Source organism: Agromyces sp. MMS24-JH15 (assembly GCF_043518605.1).
Classification (GTDB): Bacteria; Actinomycetota; Actinomycetes; order Actinomycetales; family Microbacteriaceae; genus Agromyces.
Map to the genome: position 1 here is coordinate 3,614,172 of NZ_CP171358.1, position 16,129 is coordinate 3,630,300.

Consider the following 16,129-nt stretch of genomic DNA (forward strand, 5'->3'; position numbering starts at 1 on the left):
GTGACCGTGCATCTTGCAGATACCACGCCCACTCCCTGGTCCCGCGCGGGCGAGCCGCCCCGTGACGAGGACATCGACGCCATCGACCTCTGGTGGCGCACCGCGAACTACCTCAGCGTCGGGCAGATCTACCTGCTCGACAATCCACTGCTGCGCGAGCCGCTCACGCGCGACCACGTCAAGCCGCGACTCGTGGGCCATTGGGGCACCACGCCCGGCCTGAACTTCATCTACGCGCACCTGAACCGGGCGATCCTGCGACGCCTGCAGCCGACGATGTACATCATCGGACCAGGGCACGGCGGGCCGGGCCTGGTCGCGGCATCCTTCCTCGACGGCACCTACACGACGACCTACAACGACCTCTCGTACGACGGGGACGGCATCAAGCGCCTGTTCAAGCAGTTCTCGTTCCCCGGGGGCATCCCGTCGCACGTCGCGCCCGAGACGCCGGGGTCGATCCACGAGGGCGGCGAGCTCGGCTACGCCCTGTCGCACGCGTACGGCGCGGCCTTCGACAATCCCGACCTGCTCGTTGCGGCCGTCGTCGGCGACGGCGAGGCCGAGACGGGCCCGCTCGCGACGAGCTGGCACTCGAACAAGTTCATCGACCCGGTGACCGATGGCGTCGTGCTGCCGATCCTGCACCTGAACGGCTACAAGATCGCCAATCCCACGGTGCTCGCCCGCATCCCGGAGGACGAGCTCGTCGCGCTCATGCGCGGGTACGGCCACACGCCGCACGTGTTCACGGCGGGCTTCGACGATGAGGACGCCCACTCGATCCACCGCCGGTTCGCCGAACTGCTCGACGCGGCGCTCGACGAGATCGCCGACATCAAGGCCGCCGCCGCCGAGAACCCCGACATGGATCGTCCGGCCTGGCCGATGATCGTGATGCGCACGCCGAAGGGGTGGACCTGCCCGCCCGAGATCGACGGCAAGCGGACCGAGAACTCGTGGCGCGCCCACCAGGTCCCGCTCGCATCGGCACGCGACACCGACGCGCACCTGCAGGTGCTCGAGCGGTGGCTGCAGTCGTACCGCCCCGACGAGCTGTTCGACGAGGATGGCGCGCCGCGCCCCGAGGTGACTGCGCTGACGCCACCGGGCGACCTGCGCATGAGCGCCACGCCGCACGCCAACGGCGGTCTCCTGCTGCGCGACCTCGTCCTCCCCGACTTCCGCGACTTCGCGGTCGACGTGCCGGCGCCCGGCTCGAGCGTCGTCGAAGCGACGCGGGTCCTCGGAACCTGGCTCGAGGCCGTCATGGCCGCGAACCTCGACAACTTCCGCGTCTTCGCGCCCGACGAACTGGCCTCCAACCGCATCCAGGCCGTGCTCGAGGTCACCGACAAGGCGTGGAACAACGGGCTCGACAGCGACGACGACCACCTGGGCAAGCGCGGTCAGGTCGTCGAGATGCTGTCGGAGCATCAATGCCAGGGATGGCTCGAGGGATACCTCCTGACGGGCCGCCACGGGCTGTTCACGTCGTACGAGGCGTTCATCCACATCGTCGACTCGATGTTCAACCAGCACGCCAAGTGGCTGAAAGTCTCCCGGCACCTGCCGTGGCGCCGGCCCGTGGCATCCCTCAACTACCTGCTGTCGAGCCACGTCTGGCGTCAGGACCACAACGGGTTCTCGCACCAGGACCCGGGGTTCATCGACCACGTCGTCAACAAGAAGGCGGAGGTCGTGCGGGTCTACCTGCCGCCGGACGCCAACACGCTGCTGAGCGTCTACGACCACTGCCTGCGCTCTCGCGACTACGTCAACGTCGTCGTCGCCGGCAAGCAGCCGCAGGCGTCGTGGCTCACGATGGAGCAGGCGATCGACCACTGCACGCGCGGCGCGGGCATCTGGGAGTTCGCGTCGAACGTGCCCGTCGGCGAGGAGCCGGACGTCGTGCTCGCGGCGTGCGGCGACGTGCCCACGCTCGAGGTGCTCGCGGCGATCGACATCATCCGCACCGAGCTGCCCGACCTCAAGGTCCGCATGGTCAACGTGGTCGACCTCATGCGCCTGCAACCGGCCGAGGAGCACCCGCACGGCATGACCGATGTCGAGTTCGACCAGCTCTTCACGACCGACAAGCCGATCATCTTCGCCTATCACGGCTACCCGTGGCTCATCCATCGGCTCACCTACCGTCGCAACGGGCACGACAACCTGCACGTGCGCGGCTACATCGAGGAGGGCACGACGACGACGCCGTTCGACATGGCGATGATCAACAAGCTCGACCGGTACCACCTCGTGCGCAAGGTGATCGAGCGCGTGCCGGGCCTGTCGAGTCGCGCGGCGCTGCTGAGCCAGAAGCTGGACGACAAGCGCATGGCGGCCTCGCGCTACGCGCGCGAGCACGGCGCCGACCCGGCCGAGATCAGCGACTGGGTGTGGCCGGATGCGCGGGAACACGCGGCGGATGCCTCGCTCAGCGCGACTGCGGCCACGGGCGGGGACAACGAGTAGGCCGGCGGCGGGATCCGTGTATCACCGCGCGTTGCATTGACCGCGGGAACCGAAGCCGAGATCCTTTCATCACTCACCGCAGACGACTGCGGGCGAGAGCTCCAACCGAATGGAGTCAACATGTTCAACGACAACGGTTCGTTCCTGCTCGCCCTCTTCGAGTTCTTCCTGTTCTTCGCCTGGTTCATGTGCCTGTTCTGGGTGTTCGGCGACATCTTCCGGAGCAGCGACCTGGGCGGCGGCGGGAAGACGATCTGGGTGATCTTCGTCATCTTCCTGCCCTGGCTGGGAGTCCTCGTCTACCTGATCGCGCGCGGCGGAGGCATGCAGCAGCGCCAGCTGGAGCAGGCGAGGACGATGCAGGCGGCGCAAGCCGACTACATCCGGTCAGTGGCGGCCAAGTCGCCCGCATCGTCAGCGGCCGAGGAGATCGCGTCGGCCAAGTCGCTGCTGGACTCTGGTGCCATCAACCAGGCCGAGTTCGAAGCCCTGAAGGCCAAGGCACTCGCGTAGGACTCATTCCGCGGTAGGGCCGGCGCCGCGTCCGTGTTCCGCCTTCGCTTCGAACTCGAGGCGCGGGCAGTCGGAACGTCGGACGCGGCGTCGCCCGTCTGCCGACCGCACCGGCACCGTCGGCGGCTCGGCGGCTCCTTCCGGTCGCTGTCGCAGCGGCCGGGGCGGGAGCCCCGTCCCCAGAACTGGGGGCCGCTGCTCCGCCGCCCGGGCTCCCGCGAATTCCTATGATCGGGACGCCGGAGCACGTCGTCCCGACACCGCTTCCCGGCGCCCCCCCTGTTGCCCAGCCCGAAGGCGGCCCCCTGCCCATGAACGTGCCCTCGCTCAAGCTCGTCGCGACCGCGGCGCTCATGCTCACGATGGTCGGCTGCACGCCGATGCACTCGGACACTTCGGGACGGGATGCCGAGTCGGCAGCGGATGAGCTCGCGCAGAACACGACCGCCCTGGAGACCTACGTCGAAGCGGAACGGGCGACCATCCCCCAGCTCATGGACAGCATGCCCGGCACGTACTCCGATGTGACCATCGACGGCGACATCCGAGAGTCGACCGGCCGTGGCGAGCTGATTCCGGATGTCATGTACGCGGTCATGCACTACAGCTACACGTACGCCGAGCCGATGGACTACTCCTCGACGAAGGCCGGGTTGGAGCAGTTGCAACCCACGCTCGAGGAGGCGTGCGACTCGGTCGTGTTCCCGGCGATGCGTTCGGCCGGGGTCACCATGCAGAAGTCCGCCATCTACACGTGGGGCGATCGAGACGGGGCGATCTCCACGTACACCTGCGTCGAAGGCTGATCGCGCCTCACCCGGTCGGGCCGACCCGGGGACGGTCAGTCGTCGTCCGCGCCCGGCCTGCCCGCCTTGCGCCGCTCGAGTCTCCAGTGGATCTCGTGCGTCTCGGGATGCCGCCATTCGTGGATCCGGTATTCGTAGCCCGGCAGGAGGACGATCGGGATCGGATCGGGTGACGCCGGGGCGACGGCTCCGACCACGATCCTCGTGTCCGCGGGGATGAACGGGGACTGCGCGGGGATCGGCTCGGTGATGATCTCGACCGGGTCTCCGTATGGGCGCGACATAGCCGCAAGCTAGCACGCGGGGGGCCATTCCGTCCCGTATGTCGTTGCTTAGAGAACACTTAGAAGCGCTTTAAGGATTCCTCACCTTCGTGTTAGGGTGCCCGGAGCGCCGCGCGCAGCGGCACCCCACCCCCCTGCTCAATGACGATCAGAAGAGAGACCCCCATCGTGCGCAAGACCATCCTCGGGATCGCGGCAGCCGTCGCGATCACCGTCCCCCTCGTCGCCGGAAGCGCCGCCAACGCGGCGGTCTCGTACGACACCGACTGCACGCCGGCCGCTGCCGGAGCCCCGACCACGAAGACGCTGTACAAGTACTCGCCGGTCAAGCCCAGCGACGGCCCCACGCAGTGGGCCGATGTGGACGCACCCGCGGGCACCCCCAAGACCTACGTGGTCAAGGGCAAGAACGTCGCGTACCTCCGCGACGGCACCAAGACGAGCACCGTGACCGTTCCGGGCACGGACGCCGTCACCTGCGGGATCAAGCTCAGCAACCCCACCCCGGGCACGCGCGTCCACCTGCCCGATGTCTTCGACATCCCCCAGACCTGGGAGGGCACGCCCTGGTGGTCCACGCAGGTCCGCGTGACGGTCACCAACGACACCGCGCAGGACAAGTACTTCGGGGTGCGGTACGCCGACGTCCAGGACGGCGACCGCGTCTGGGTCGAGCGCGCGATCATCACCGACGGGCTGCCCGGAAACCTCATTCCGGCGGGCGCCACCCAGACGCTGGTCTTCGACGTCTGGTACAACGTGGTCTCCGAGTCGCCCGACGTTCCGGACGACCTGACGCTGGACTTCGGGTACGAACTCCACTGACGTCGGCACGCCCACGCAGGCAGCAGCCCGTCCCGCTCAGGCGGGGCGGGCTGCTGCTCGTTCCGACGACCGCATGCGGTCGCTCGCTGCGAAGCGGCGGGCGAGTGCCGCAATCTCGTCGGAATGGCGGCGTCCGGTGAGGAGGGCACCGACATGCTCGACGCCGGAACGCGCGAGGAGCGCGTCCGCGCATCGCCCGGCGGCAGCCGTGCTACTACGGGCCGATTCGGGCCGGATCCGGCCCCAGAGCGAGGTAGTCGGCGCGTTCCCGGTCACCGTCGACGAGGGTCGGCGAGCACGTCCCGAGCGAATAGTTCGTACGAGTCTCGGGAATCGTTCAACGCAGACGAGTCCTCTCCATAGATCTCGTACGCGATCTCCACCAACCGTTCGGGGCTCGTGATGCCGAGGTGCCGGGCGAGGATCTTCAGGTCCGCCAGGTCCTGCGCCCGTCCGGCCGCCATCTTCATCGCGACCAATTCCTCGGCGGTCGCGACCGTGATCGTGCCGCCGGTGGCGGACACGACGTTCCATGGGGTGCTTGCACCGTTCATCCAGCGCTCTGGCAATCCGTAATCGCGGGCCATCTCAGCGATGATCTCGTCGATCTCGGGGCGCGGTTCGTACGCGGCATCCACGTCGGCAGTGACTCACACCTCCGGGTCATCCGGGAACCGGAGCACCATCGCCGCGCCGCCCACGATCCGGACCGAGCTGGGGATGCCACGCGCCGCCAGGCGCCGCTCGAGTTCCCCGATCAGCTCTTTCGCCCGCGCTGGCGTCAAGACCAGGCCGTCGTTCACGCGCGGCTCAGCGATCGTTCGTCGATCATGATGTTCAGCTTTCGAAGCCGTTCCGGCGTGCTTTCCCTCGCACGTCGCTTCAATGACGCGTACTGGCCGAACGGATACCACGCCCGCGGCAGCCGAGTCGGCTCAGCCCAACTGGGGCGCGCACGATCCTGCGGGATCGCGTCCTCGATGAGCGCTCGAAACAGCTGCTCCCACCGGTGGTCCCCGATCTCCGACGGTCGATGCTCCAGGGATTCCCGATCGAACCGTTCGGGATTCTCCGCGATCATCTGTGCGGCGTGCGTCGCCAACCGAAGGGCGAGCTCCGGGCGGTCGTCATCGATCGCCCGGTTGATCTCGTCGGTCACATTCGCCGGAGTGAATGGAGTGTACGGATCAGTGGCAGCTACGTCCAGTCGGAGGTCCTGCCCCATCGCCGCGAGCGCCCGGCGAAGCGTGTCGAGCTGGATCGTGCCGCGCCGCTCCGACCGCTCCATGTGGGACACCGCGCCGACCGTGATCCCCAGACGCTCGGCAAGCTGCGCGCCGGTCAACCCAGCGCGCGAACGCGACGTACGGATGAGATCACCCATGCACCGATTATACTCTCAACTCAAAATCGTGCGCGGGTACCCACCGGAATTGCGGCCTTGCTGGATATCCCCATCACGCGAGCGTTCGCACGATCATCACCGACGGGCTGCCCGGAAACCTCATTCCGGCGGGCGCCCCCCAGACGCTGGTCTTCGACGTCTGGTACAACGTGGTCTCCGAGTCGCCCGACGTTCCGGACGACCTGACGCTGGACTTCGGGTACGAACTCCCACTGACGTCGGCACGCCCACGCAGGCAGCAGCCCGTCCCGCTCAGGCGGGGCGGGCTGCTCCGCTCCCGTCGCGGCGAGCGCGTTCCGGGCGGTCCGACCTTCGCCCACGTCCGTGCCCTGCCCGCAAGGATTCGACGTCGGCCTGTGGACACCGTCCGGAGAGCCGGATCGGAACTCCGTACGATTGGCCGATGTCCCAGAGCGAGGAGTCGACCGCGTCCGTCCCCCCGGTCCCTGCAGCCCTCCCGCCCGCTGCCCCGGCGCCCTCGGATGATCCGTTCCGCGTGTTCGGGATCATCGGCTTCGTCCTGTCCTTCTTCGCGATCGTGAACATCGCCGCGCTGATCATCAGCATCATCGCCCTGGTCCGTTCCAAACGTGCGGGGTTCAGGAACCGATTCGCCCTCGCGGGCACCGTCATCTCTTCGATCGGCGTGATCATCACCATCGCCCTGGGGAGCCTTGCCGGTTCGACGCTCGTCGGGGCCGCCCAGACCTGCGCGCGTCTCGGCGACGGAATCCACGTCGTGGGCTCCTCGACGTACACCTGTACTCCGACCTCGTTCTTCGTCTCGTTCGGCCCCCAGGCGCCGACCCGGTCCGCGGACAACCGGCGATGGGCCTCTGCCAATTCGCTGTACGCCGAGGCCGTGTGTCCGACGAACGCCGCTCGCGAGGCGCTGTACGACGCGCTGAACACGAATGACATCGACCAGATCGCACCCGTGGCCGCATCCGCATCGACCGAGTTCGACGCGGCGGCCGAGGTGTTCCTCGATCACTCGTGGCCCACGGAGATCGAGGACGACATCCGGTTCCTGGGCGAGACATCGATCTCGCTGGCGGACAGCTGGGGAGCTGTTTCCTCCTCGGCCGACATGGACGCTGCGAGTTCGGTTCCCTTCCCGGACGCGCAGACTCCGTTCGAAGCCGCACAGCGCATCAGAGCCGAGCTCTCCCGGCACGGTCAGGAACCGGCTGCGTGTTGAGACCGTCGCAGGAGGCTGCTTCCCGGAGGCCGAGCCGCGCCCGCGTGCTCACAGACGCGCATCAGCGGACGGGCGCGGTATGGACCTGAGGTCGGTGATCGTGGATGCCAGATCGGTGGGGTCGCGACCGATGCAGGCCAGTGCGTTCGTTGCGATGTCGGCGAAGCCTTGGGAATCGATCGCGAGCTTGGCCACGTTGACTGCCAGCCCCTTCTCATTGGTGACCCATTCACGCGCCGCGGCGTGCCAGGCGTGCGCCGCCAACAGGACCGCGTGGGACGCGCACAGTCCCACGTAGACCGCGTCGCCGCGCTTCGCCCCCTTCAGCGCGCCATCCAGCAGGAAGTCCACCTGCCAGAGGTTGGCGATCATGGCCGCGCGCAGCGCCTCGGGATACGGGGTGATGAGGTCGCGCAGGTCGGCGAGAACGTTCGCCCGATCGATGAGTGGCACCGCGGTGGCCGCTTCGCCGGCGTAGGCGACGTCCAGGAAGCCGAACGGATGCCCGGCTTGCGCGTGGAAACCGAAGTCACCCCGTTTCGCGCGGTGGCATTGTTCTCGAACGCGTTCGACATCGCGGAGGATCCAGTCGATGTCGGTCCCGTCGACCGTGAGCCACGCACCACCATCGACCCAGGGTCCCCAGCTTCCGGGCGCTGCGATGTCGACGCGTCCGCCGACCCAGCGGCGTGCCAGTTCCTCGAGGGCGACGAGGTCGAGCGTGTCGCGGTCGTAGTAGAGCCCGAGGTCGACGTCGGAGTCGGGCTGATGCGTCCCTCGTGCGCGACTGCCTCCGAGCGCAACCGCCAGGACGCCGTCGACGGCGGCGAGCTCGCCCGCCATCTCCTGCAGCTGACTCGCGCCGATCATGAAACCACCCTATGCGCGCGACCGATCGACGCCCCGTGCACGCGAGACGCGCTGCCCGGGGACGTCGGTCGACCTGCGGCGACTCGCGATAGCTCCGCCGACGCCCGAGCCACGTGCCGCGGCGATCGGACAGCCCCCGCTGCGGTCCGAGAAACGCGAAAACCCCCGGATTACCGGGGGTTTTCATCACTGCTGGGGTACCTGGACTCGAACCAAGAACAACTGAACCAGAATCAGCCGTGTTGCCAATTACACCATACCCCAATGGCCCCGGACCGCTTCGCAGCGCTTCCCGGGCCGAGAACCAACCTTAGCCGACGAATCGGCTCCGGCCAAACTGAGCGGGTCTCGATACGCGTCGGCTCCGCCGGCGCTACTCGACCACCGGGGAGTCAGCTCCGCCGGCGCTACTCGACCACCGGGGAGTCAGCTCCGCCGGCGCTACTCGACCACCGGGGAGTCAGCTCCGCCGGCGCTACTCGACCACCGGGGAGTCGGCTACGCCGGCGCTACTCGACCACCGGGGAGTCGGCTCCGCCGGCGCTCCCCGACCCCGGCCGGCGCCCGCCTACGCGCCCGACGAACCCAGCTTGGCTCGCAGGTTCGCGATGCGCTCGAGCGAGTCGACCTTGCCGAGGATCGTCATCGACTCGAAGAGCGGCGGCGACACGCGACGACCCGAGATGGCCACGCGCACCGGCGTGAACGCGACGCGCGGCTTCAGGCCGAGGCCGTCGATGAGGGCGCCGCGCAGCGCCTCCTCGATCTCCGCGGTGGTCCACGACACGGCCGGCAGCCGGTCGAGCGCCTCGAACGCCGAGGCGAGCACGGCGTTCGCGTCGGCGGGGAGGGAGGCGACGGCGTCGTCGTCGTACGCAAGGGCCGAGGCATCCGTGAACAGGAAGCCGAGCATGCCGGGCGCCTCGCCCAGCAGGCCGATGCGCTCCTGCACGAGCGGTGCGGCCTCGGCGAGGATCGCCTCGTGCGCCGCCGACAGCGGCGAGGAGACCACCCCGGCAACGGCGAGGTACGGCACGGTGCGCGCGGCGAACTCGGCGTGCGAGAGCATCCGGATGTGGTCGCCGTTGATCGCCTCCGCCTTCTTCTGGTCGAAGCGGGCCGGGTTCGGGTTGACGTTCACGATGTCGAACGCGGCGATGAACTCGTCGCGGCTGAACACGTCGCGGTCGGCCGAGAAGCCCCAGCCGAGCAGCGCGAGGTAGTTCACGAGGCCCTCGGGGATGAACCCGCGGTCGCGGTGGTGGAAGAGGTTCGACTCGGGGTCGCGCTTGGAGAAGCTTCTTGTTGCCCTCCCCCATGACGTACGGCAGGTGGCCGAACCGCGGCACGAACGTCGTCACGCCGATGTCGATCAGCGCGTGGTACAGCGCGATCTGGCGCGGGGTCGACGAGAGGATGTCCTCGCCGCGGAAGATGTGCGTGATGCCCATCAGCGCGTCGTCGACGGGGTTCACGAGCGTGTAGAGCGGCGCGCCGTTCGGGCGCACGAGCACGAAGTCGATCGTCGAGCCGACCGGGAAGTCGATGCGGCCGCGCACGAGGTCGTCGAAGCCGAGGTCGACCTCGGGCACGCGCAGGCGCAGCGCGGGCTCGCGCCCCTCGGCGCGGAACGCGGCCTTCTGCTCGTCGGTGAGGTCGCGGTCGAAGTTGTCGTACCCGAGCTGCTTGGGGCGGCCGTTCGCCTCGTTGCGCGCGTCGATCTCCTCCGCGGTCGAGAAGCTCTCGTAGAGGTGGCCGGCGGCCTTCAGCCGCTCGATGACGTCGGCGTAGATCCCCGACCGCTGCGATTGGCGGTACGGCTCGTGCGGGCCGCCGATCCCGACGCCCTCGTCCCAGTCGAGCCCGAGCCAGGTGAGCGCGTCGATGAGCTGCTCGTAGCTCTCCTCGCTGTCGCGCGCGGCGTCGGTGTCCTCGATGCGGAACACGAACGTGCCGCCCGTGTGCCGGGCGTACGCCCAGTTGAACAGGGCGGTGCGGACGAGCCCGACGTGCGGGGTCCCCGTCGGGGACGGGCAGAAGCGAACGCGGATGTCGCTTCCGGTGGCGGTGGTCGTGGGGTGCGGCGTCTCAGACATCGCTCCCAATGGTATCGAGGGCGCCGCCCACTCCCAGCGCCTCGAGCGCGGCGATCGCGGCGGCGACCGCCGGCACGCGCGCGCCGCCGCGCGCAGTCACGAGGTGGAGCGAGCGCACGTCGGCCCGCGCGGTCGGCCGCGTGACGACGCCGGGATGCCTCGGCGACGCCGCGAGCGCGAGCGACGGCAGGAGCGCCACGCCGATTCCCTGGGCGACCATGCCCTCGACGGCGACGAAGTTGTCGGTCTCGAACACGATGCGCGGCACGAACCCGGCGTCGTCGGCGAGTTCGAGCAGGTGCCCGCGGCAGCGGGGGCATCCGGAGATCCACGGGTCGCGCGCGAGCGCCTCGAGCTCGACCTCGCGCAGGTCGGCCGCGGGATGCCCCGCCGGGAGGACGACCCGCACGGGTTCCTCGCCGAACGGGCGGACGTCGAGGCCGCGTGCGCTCGCCCGGTGGGGGTCGTCGCGGTCGCCCGGGTAGCTGAACGTCACCGCGAGGTCGGCGCGGTCGGCGCGGACGGCCGCGACGGCCTCCGGCGGCTCGGCCTCGACGTACGTGACCGAGATGCCGGGGTGCGAGCGTCCGAGCGCGGCGATCAAACGCGGGACGAGCGTGGCAGAGGCGGACGGGAAGGCGACGAGGCGGATGCGCCCGGCGCGCAGCCCGCGCAGTTCGGCGAGTTCGCCCGCGGCCGCCTCGAGCGCGGTCGTCACGGCGTGCGCGTGCCGGGCGAGCAGCCGGCCGGCCTGCGTGAGGCGGATGCCCCGTCCGGCGCGCTCGACGAGTGCGAGCCCCGAGCGCTCCTCGAATCGCCGAAGCTGCTGGCTCACCGCGGGCTGGCTGTAGCCGAGCGCCGCGGCCGCGGCCGTCAGGGTGCCGTGCTCGGCGATCGCGCGCACCACGCGCACGCTCTGGAGGTCGATCGCCGCGGCGATCTGGTCGGCGGGGTCGTCGATGGCGGGCATGCCCGAATCATAATCGCGCAGCATGTATTCCATTCGATACCGGTGGTTGTCGAATGCATCTGGACGGCGGACGCTGGATGGCATGCCCCACCACGCCGCATCCTCGTTCGCCGCCGGCCGCGGCTACCTCGCCGCGTGCACCATGGGCCTGCCCGCCGCACCGACCCGCGAGGCCGTCGCCCGCGACCTCGCCGGCTGGGCAGCCGGCACCGTCGGCGCGGCCGACTACTCGGCCGCCGTCGAGCGCGCCCGCGGCCACGCCGCGACCCTCCTCGGCACCGACGCCGCGCGCATCGCGATCGGCGCGCAGGTCTCGGTGTTCGCGGCCTTCGCGGCCGCCGGGCTCCCCGCCGGGTCCGACGTCGTCGTCGTCGAGGGCGACTTCAGCTCGGTCGTCGCGCCCTTCCTCGCGCGCGGCGACCTGCGCGTCCGGCACGTGCCGGTCGCCTCGCTCGCCGACGCGATCGCACCCTCGACCCGGCTCGTCGCCTACTCGCTCGTGCAGTCAGCGACCGGCGAGGTCGCCGACGCGACATCCGTCGCCCTGGCCGCGCGCGCCGTGGGCGCGCTCGTCGTCGTCGACGCGACCCAGGCCACCGGCTGGCTGCCCACGACCGACCTCGACGCCGACCTCGTCGCGTGCCACGCCTACAAGTGGCTTGGCGCGCCGCGCGGCGCCGCGTTCGCGTCCGTCAGCGAACGCGGCATCGCCGAGTTCCGCCCGCTCGCCGCGGGCTGGTACTCGGGCGAGGACCCCTGGACGAGCTGCTACGGCCCCTGCCTCCACCTCGCGGACGGCGCCCGCCGGTTCGACGTCTCCCCCGCCTGGCACGCCTGGGCCGGCGCGGAGGCGGCACTCGGGTTCGCGGCCGCGCTCGACGCCGAGGGCGTCCGCGCGCACGACGTCGGGCTCGCGAACGCCTTCCGCGAGCACCTCGGGCTCGAGGCATCCGACAGCGCCATCGTGAGCTGGCCCGACCCCGAGGGCTGCGACCTCGCGGCGCTCACCGCGGCCGGGATCGTCGCGTCCGGCCGGGCCGGACGCGCGCGCGTCGCCTTCCACCTTTGGAACGACGACGAGGATGTCTCGCTCGCCGCCGCAGCCCTCGCCCGGCGTTCGCCGCGGCGCGGTCAGGCCGTGCGGACCGGGTTCGACAGCGCGCCGAGCCCGTCGACGCGGACCTCGACGACGTCGCCGTCCTCGATCGGGCCGACCCCCTCGGGCGTGCCGGTGAGGATGACGTCGCCCGGCAGCAGCGTGAAGATGCTCGACGCGTAGGCGATCACCTCGGCGACGCCGAACACCATGTCGCCGAAGCTGCCCGACTGGCGGACCTCGCCGTTGACCAGCGTCTCGATCCTGCCCGCGACCAGGTCGATCTCCGTGTCGATGACGGGGCCCAGCGGGCAGAACGTGTCGAAGCCCTTCGCGCGGGTCCACTGGCCGTCACTGCGCTGCAGGTCGCGCGCGGTGACGTCGTTGCCGATCGTGTAGCCGAAGACCGTCGACAGCGCGTCGGCCTCCGACACGTTGCGCGCGATGCGGCCGATCACGACCGCGAGCTCGCCCTCGAACTCGACGCGCGAGCTCTGCGGGGGCAGCACGATCGCGTCGCCCGGGCCGATCACCGACGTGTTCGGCTTCAGGAACAGCAGCGGCTCCGCGGGGACCTCGTTGCCGAACTCGGCCGCGTGCGCGCGGTAGTTCCGGCCGACGGCGACGACCTTCGACCGGGGGATCACGGGTGCGAGGAACTTCGCCTCCGCGAGCGGGACCCGCTCGCCCGTCGGCTCGTAGCCGGCGAACATCGGATCGCCCTGCAGGACGACGAGCTCGTCCTCCTCCTCGTCGACGATCCCGAACGAGATGGACTCACCATGGCTGAACCGCGCGACCTTCACGCCCTCAAGCCTACGGGGCGCCGGGTCGTCCGCGCTGTGCCTCGGCGACGGGCCGGAGTACCGTGGGCGGAGCGGGCCGCTCCGCCGTCCCGCAGGTCGGCAGGGGGCCCACCATGATCGTCGCGCGCCGCGCACAGCCGCTCCGCCCGGCCGCCTCGGCGATCGGATGCCTCGTCGCCGTCGCGCTCCTCGCCGGGTGCGCCGGCTCGCCCGGGTCCGCCGGCCCGTCGACGGACGGCGACCCGGACGCGACCTCGTCGGCGACCGCGGGCGCTCCCCCGGCCCCTTCGTCCCGGGTGACGGCGACCGCGCAGGCCTGGTCGACCTCGGCGGCGGACGCGAGCTCTATCTCGAATGCAGCGGCACGGGCGGCCCGACGGTCGTCTTCATCTCCGGGGCCGGGGTCGCCGCCGACGACTGGAGCTACGTCGGCGACCCGACCGATGCCGCGGAACCGGCCGTGCCCGACGCATCCGCCGTCTTCCCCCGGACCGCCGGATTCACGACCGCGTGCGCCTACGACCGCCCCGGCACCGAGCAGATGGAGGGCGCGGCCGGCCGGTCGACGCCCGCGCCGCAGCCGACGACGAGCCAGGCGTCCGCCGCCGACCTCGACGCGATGCTGACCGCGGCCGAGGTGCCCGGCCCCTACGTGCTCGTCGCGCACTCGCTCGGCGGGATCATCGCGACCACGTTCGCGAGGACCCACCCCGACGAGGTCGCCGGCCTCGTGCTGGTCGACCCGGGCTCGCAGTACCTGCAGGCCGCATTGCCGCCCGACGTGTGGTCCGCCTGGATGGAGACGATCGCCGCCGCGGGCGCGGCGAACCCCGACAGCGAGGCCCCCGACTACCCCGCCAGCATCGCCGCGCTCGAGGGGACGCCGCCGCTGCCCGCGGGCATCCCGGTGGTCGTGCTCAGCGCCGACCGGCCCTTCGACTACCTCGGCATCGGCGACGCCGACGCCTACTGGCCGAACTGGCTCGAGGCCGCGTCGCTCCTCGCGGCCTCGTTCGGCGCGCCGCACGTGACCGGCACGTCGAGCGGGCACTTCATCGCCAACGAGAACCCCGCGCTCGTCGTCGACCAGGTCTGCGCGATGGTCCCCGCCTGCTGAACGCCGCGCGCGCCAGGCCGCCGTCGTCTACGACCCCGACGACCCCGGCACGTCCGGGATGAGTCGCTTGCCGAGGCTCACCGCGGCATCCGGTTCGTACCCGAGCCGACGGTAGAAGTCGATCACCGCCGTGTTCGACGACCGGACCTGCAGGTTCAGCTTGGGGCATCCGCGCTCGAGGAGCAGCTGCTCGGCCTCCCCCATGAGTCGCCGGCCCAGGCCCGTGCCGCGCAGCGATTCGGCCACCGCGAGGTAGTTCACCCAGCCTCGATGCCCGTCGTACCCGACCATCGCCGTGCCCACGATCGTGCCCGCGGCCTCGGCGACGAGGAACAGCTCGGGCTGCACGGCGAGCTTGCGACGGATGTCCCGGTACGGGTCGTTCCACGGCACGACGAGGCCGCAGTCGCGCCACAGCGCGACCACGGGCTCGGTGTCGTCGACCGCGAACGGCCGGATCCGCACGGGCGCGTCGCCCGCGGGATCCGGCCCGTTCGCGCGGCTCACGCGCAAGCCGGTTCAGGCGTCCAGGCGGAGGAGCCAGCCGTGCCGGTCCTCGACGCGGCCGTACTGGATGCCCGTGAGCTCCTCGCGGAGCGAGAGCGCGAGCTCGGCCGCGGCGTCGCCGTGGTGGACGATCTCGAAGTCCTCGGCGAGGAGGCGCCCGATCGGCGTCACGACCGCGGCCGTGCCGCACGCGAACGCGCCCACGATGTCGCCGGATGCCGCGCCCTCGCGCCACTCGTCGATGGTCACCTTGCGGTGCTCGACGTCGTGGCCGCGGTCCTTCGCGAGCGTGAGGATCGAGTCGCGCGTGATGCCCTCGAGGATCGAGTCGGACTCGGGCGTGACGAGCGTGCCGTCCTTCTTCACGAGGATGACGTTCATGCCGCCGAGCTCCTCGAGGTACTTCCCCTCGTCGAGGAACAGCACCTGGTCGCAGCCCTTCGCGTACGCCTCGGACTGCGGGAGCAGGCTCGACGCGTAGTTGCCGCCGGTCTTCGCCGCGCCCGTGCCGCCCTTGCCGGCGCGCGACCACGTGGTCGACAGCCAGATCGAGACCGGCGCGATGCCGCCGTGGAAGTACGCGCCCGCGGGGCTCGCGATGAGGTAGTACGCGACCTTCGCCGCGGGTCGCACGCCGAGGAACGCCTCCTTGGCGAACAGGAACGGGCGCAGGTAGAGGCTCGTCTCCGGGGCGGACGGCACCCAGCCGCCGTCGACCGCGATGAGCTGGCGGAGCGAGTCGATGAAGTAGTCGACGGGGAGCTCGGGCAGGGCCATCCGGTAGGCCGAACGCTGGATGCGCGCCGCGTTCTCGTACGGGCGGAAGGTCCAGATCGAGCCGTCGGCGTGGCGGTACGCCTTCAGGCCCTCGAAGACCTCCTGGCCGTAGTGCAGGACTGCGGCTGCCGGGTCGAGCTGGATCGGGCCGTACGGCGAGACCCGCGGACGGTGCCACCCGCCCTTCTCGCTCCAGCAGATGTCGACCATGTGGTCGGTGAAGTGCTTGCCGAAGCCCGGGGCGGCGAGGATCTCGTCGCGCTCGGCTTCGCTCTTCGCCTCGGGATTCGGGGTGACGGCCCACGTGAGCCCGGCCGTCGTCGGTGCCTGAAGCTGGAGGTCGATCGCCATTGCGTCTTCTTTCGTACGGGAGGGAAG

The 16,129-nt window shown here is 70.5% G+C and carries 15 protein-coding genes, 1 tRNA gene and 2 pseudogenes; 7 read left to right on the top strand and 11 right to left on the bottom strand.

Annotated features, from left to right (window positions below; translation table 11 throughout):
• The first annotated feature begins 6 nt into the window (after positions 1 to 6).
• The 3 genes from ACDF64_RS16470 to ACDF64_RS16480 all read left to right on the top strand — a co-directional run bounded on the left by ACDF64_RS16470 (position 7) and on the right by ACDF64_RS16480 (position 3,797).
• Entirely contained in the window at positions 7 to 2,478 is a 2,472-nt protein-coding gene (locus tag ACDF64_RS16470) for a phosphoketolase (RefSeq protein ID WP_394555183.1), read from the top strand.
• Between the two features lie 120 nt (positions 2,479 to 2,598).
• Positions 2,599 to 2,991, top strand: coding sequence for an SHOCT domain-containing protein (locus tag ACDF64_RS16475; protein WP_394552436.1), 393 nt, complete (start codon positions 2,599 to 2,601; stop codon positions 2,989 to 2,991).
• 311 nt (positions 2,992 to 3,302) lie between these two features.
• The gene (locus ACDF64_RS16480) at positions 3,303 to 3,797 is read left to right on the top strand and encodes a hypothetical protein (protein WP_394552437.1); all 495 of its coding nucleotides are present in this window, start codon (positions 3,303 to 3,305) and stop codon (positions 3,795 to 3,797) included.
• A gap of 35 nt (positions 3,798 to 3,832) precedes the next feature.
• Here ACDF64_RS16480 and ACDF64_RS16485 read toward each other — a convergent pair whose 3' ends face one another.
• Positions 3,833 to 4,081 carry a hypothetical protein gene (locus ACDF64_RS16485; protein ID WP_394552438.1) on the bottom strand — a complete coding sequence of 83 codons (249 nt, stop codon included), beginning with the start codon at positions 4,079 to 4,081 and terminating at the stop codon, positions 3,833 to 3,835.
• Positions 4,082 to 4,249: 168 nt separating this feature from the next.
• On the opposite strand from ACDF64_RS16485, the gene ACDF64_RS16490 reads away from it, so the two are divergent.
• Positions 4,250 to 4,906 (top strand): hypothetical protein, encoded by a 657-nt coding sequence (locus ACDF64_RS16490; RefSeq protein WP_394552439.1) that lies wholly within the window; start codon positions 4,250 to 4,252, stop codon positions 4,904 to 4,906.
• Between the two features lie 272 nt (positions 4,907 to 5,178).
• Here the strand turns inward: ACDF64_RS16490 and ACDF64_RS16495 are convergent, their stop codons facing one another.
• From ACDF64_RS16495 to ACDF64_RS16505, 3 genes are read right to left on the bottom strand one after another with little or no spacing between them, the layout of a single operon-like run.
• Complete coding sequence (locus tag ACDF64_RS16495) at positions 5,179 to 5,544, bottom strand: hypothetical protein (protein ID WP_394552440.1); 366 nt, start codon at positions 5,542 to 5,544, stop codon at positions 5,179 to 5,181.
• 12 nt (positions 5,545 to 5,556) lie between these two features.
• Positions 5,557 to 5,709, bottom strand: coding sequence for a hypothetical protein (locus ACDF64_RS16500; protein WP_394552441.1), 153 nt, complete (start codon positions 5,707 to 5,709; stop codon positions 5,557 to 5,559).
• On the bottom strand, positions 5,706 to 6,290 hold the full coding sequence (locus tag ACDF64_RS16505; protein WP_394552442.1) for a helix-turn-helix domain-containing protein: 585 nt from the start codon (positions 6,288 to 6,290) through the stop codon (positions 5,706 to 5,708). The genes ACDF64_RS16500 and ACDF64_RS16505 overlap by 4 nt, the downstream gene beginning before the upstream one ends.
• A gap of 424 nt (positions 6,291 to 6,714) precedes the next feature.
• Here ACDF64_RS16505 and ACDF64_RS16510 point away from each other — a divergent pair, with 424 nt between their 5' ends.
• Positions 6,715 to 7,512, top strand: a complete 798-nt coding sequence (locus tag ACDF64_RS16510; RefSeq protein WP_394552443.1) for a hypothetical protein — start codon at positions 6,715 to 6,717, stop codon at positions 7,510 to 7,512.
• Between the two features lie 48 nt (positions 7,513 to 7,560).
• Here the strand turns inward: ACDF64_RS16510 and ACDF64_RS16515 are convergent, their stop codons facing one another.
• The 4 genes and pseudogenes from ACDF64_RS16515 to ACDF64_RS16530 form a co-directional block, all read right to left on the bottom strand.
• A complete protein-coding gene (locus ACDF64_RS16515) occupies positions 7,561 to 8,382 on the bottom strand; it encodes a nucleotidyltransferase family protein (protein WP_394552444.1) in 822 nt (273 codons plus the stop codon).
• Positions 8,383 to 8,574: 192 nt separating this feature from the next.
• A tRNA-Gln gene (locus ACDF64_RS16520) sits at positions 8,575 to 8,646 on the bottom strand.
• 304 nt (positions 8,647 to 8,950) lie between these two features.
• Positions 8,951 to 10,478: pseudogene (gltX, locus tag ACDF64_RS16525) on the bottom strand (glutamate--tRNA ligase).
• Positions 10,471 to 11,448, bottom strand: coding sequence for a LysR substrate-binding domain-containing protein (locus tag ACDF64_RS16530; protein ID WP_394552445.1), 978 nt, complete (start codon positions 11,446 to 11,448; stop codon positions 10,471 to 10,473). Before ACDF64_RS16530 ends, gltX begins: the two are co-directional and overlap by 8 nt.
• 142 nt (positions 11,449 to 11,590) lie before the next feature.
• Between ACDF64_RS16530 and ACDF64_RS16535 the strand changes: the two are divergent.
• Positions 11,591 to 12,373: pseudogene (locus ACDF64_RS16535) on the top strand (aminotransferase class V-fold PLP-dependent enzyme); the annotation flags it as partial.
• 206 nt (positions 12,374 to 12,579) lie between these two features.
• On the opposite strand, the gene ACDF64_RS16540 reads toward ACDF64_RS16535, so the two are convergent.
• Positions 12,580 to 13,350: a fumarylacetoacetate hydrolase family protein gene (locus ACDF64_RS16540; RefSeq protein ID WP_394552446.1), complete on the bottom strand. Its 771-nt coding sequence runs from the start codon at positions 13,348 to 13,350 to the stop codon at positions 12,580 to 12,582.
• Between the two features lie 196 nt (positions 13,351 to 13,546).
• On the opposite strand from ACDF64_RS16540, the gene ACDF64_RS16545 reads away from it, so the two are divergent.
• Positions 13,547 to 14,467: an alpha/beta fold hydrolase gene (locus ACDF64_RS16545; RefSeq protein ID WP_394552447.1), complete on the top strand. Its 921-nt coding sequence runs from the start codon at positions 13,547 to 13,549 to the stop codon at positions 14,465 to 14,467.
• A gap of 27 nt (positions 14,468 to 14,494) precedes the next feature.
• Here the strand turns inward: ACDF64_RS16545 and ACDF64_RS16550 are convergent, their stop codons facing one another.
• Together ACDF64_RS16550 and ACDF64_RS16555 are read right to left on the bottom strand one after the other, a co-directional pair.
• Positions 14,495 to 14,974 (bottom strand): GNAT family acetyltransferase, encoded by a 480-nt coding sequence (locus tag ACDF64_RS16550; protein ID WP_394552448.1) that lies wholly within the window; start codon positions 14,972 to 14,974, stop codon positions 14,495 to 14,497.
• A gap of 12 nt (positions 14,975 to 14,986) precedes the next feature.
• Positions 14,987 to 16,102 carry a branched-chain amino acid aminotransferase gene (locus ACDF64_RS16555; protein WP_394552449.1) on the bottom strand — a complete coding sequence of 372 codons (1,116 nt, stop codon included), beginning with the start codon at positions 16,100 to 16,102 and terminating at the stop codon, positions 14,987 to 14,989.
• Positions 16,103 to 16,129 lie beyond the last annotated feature (27 nt).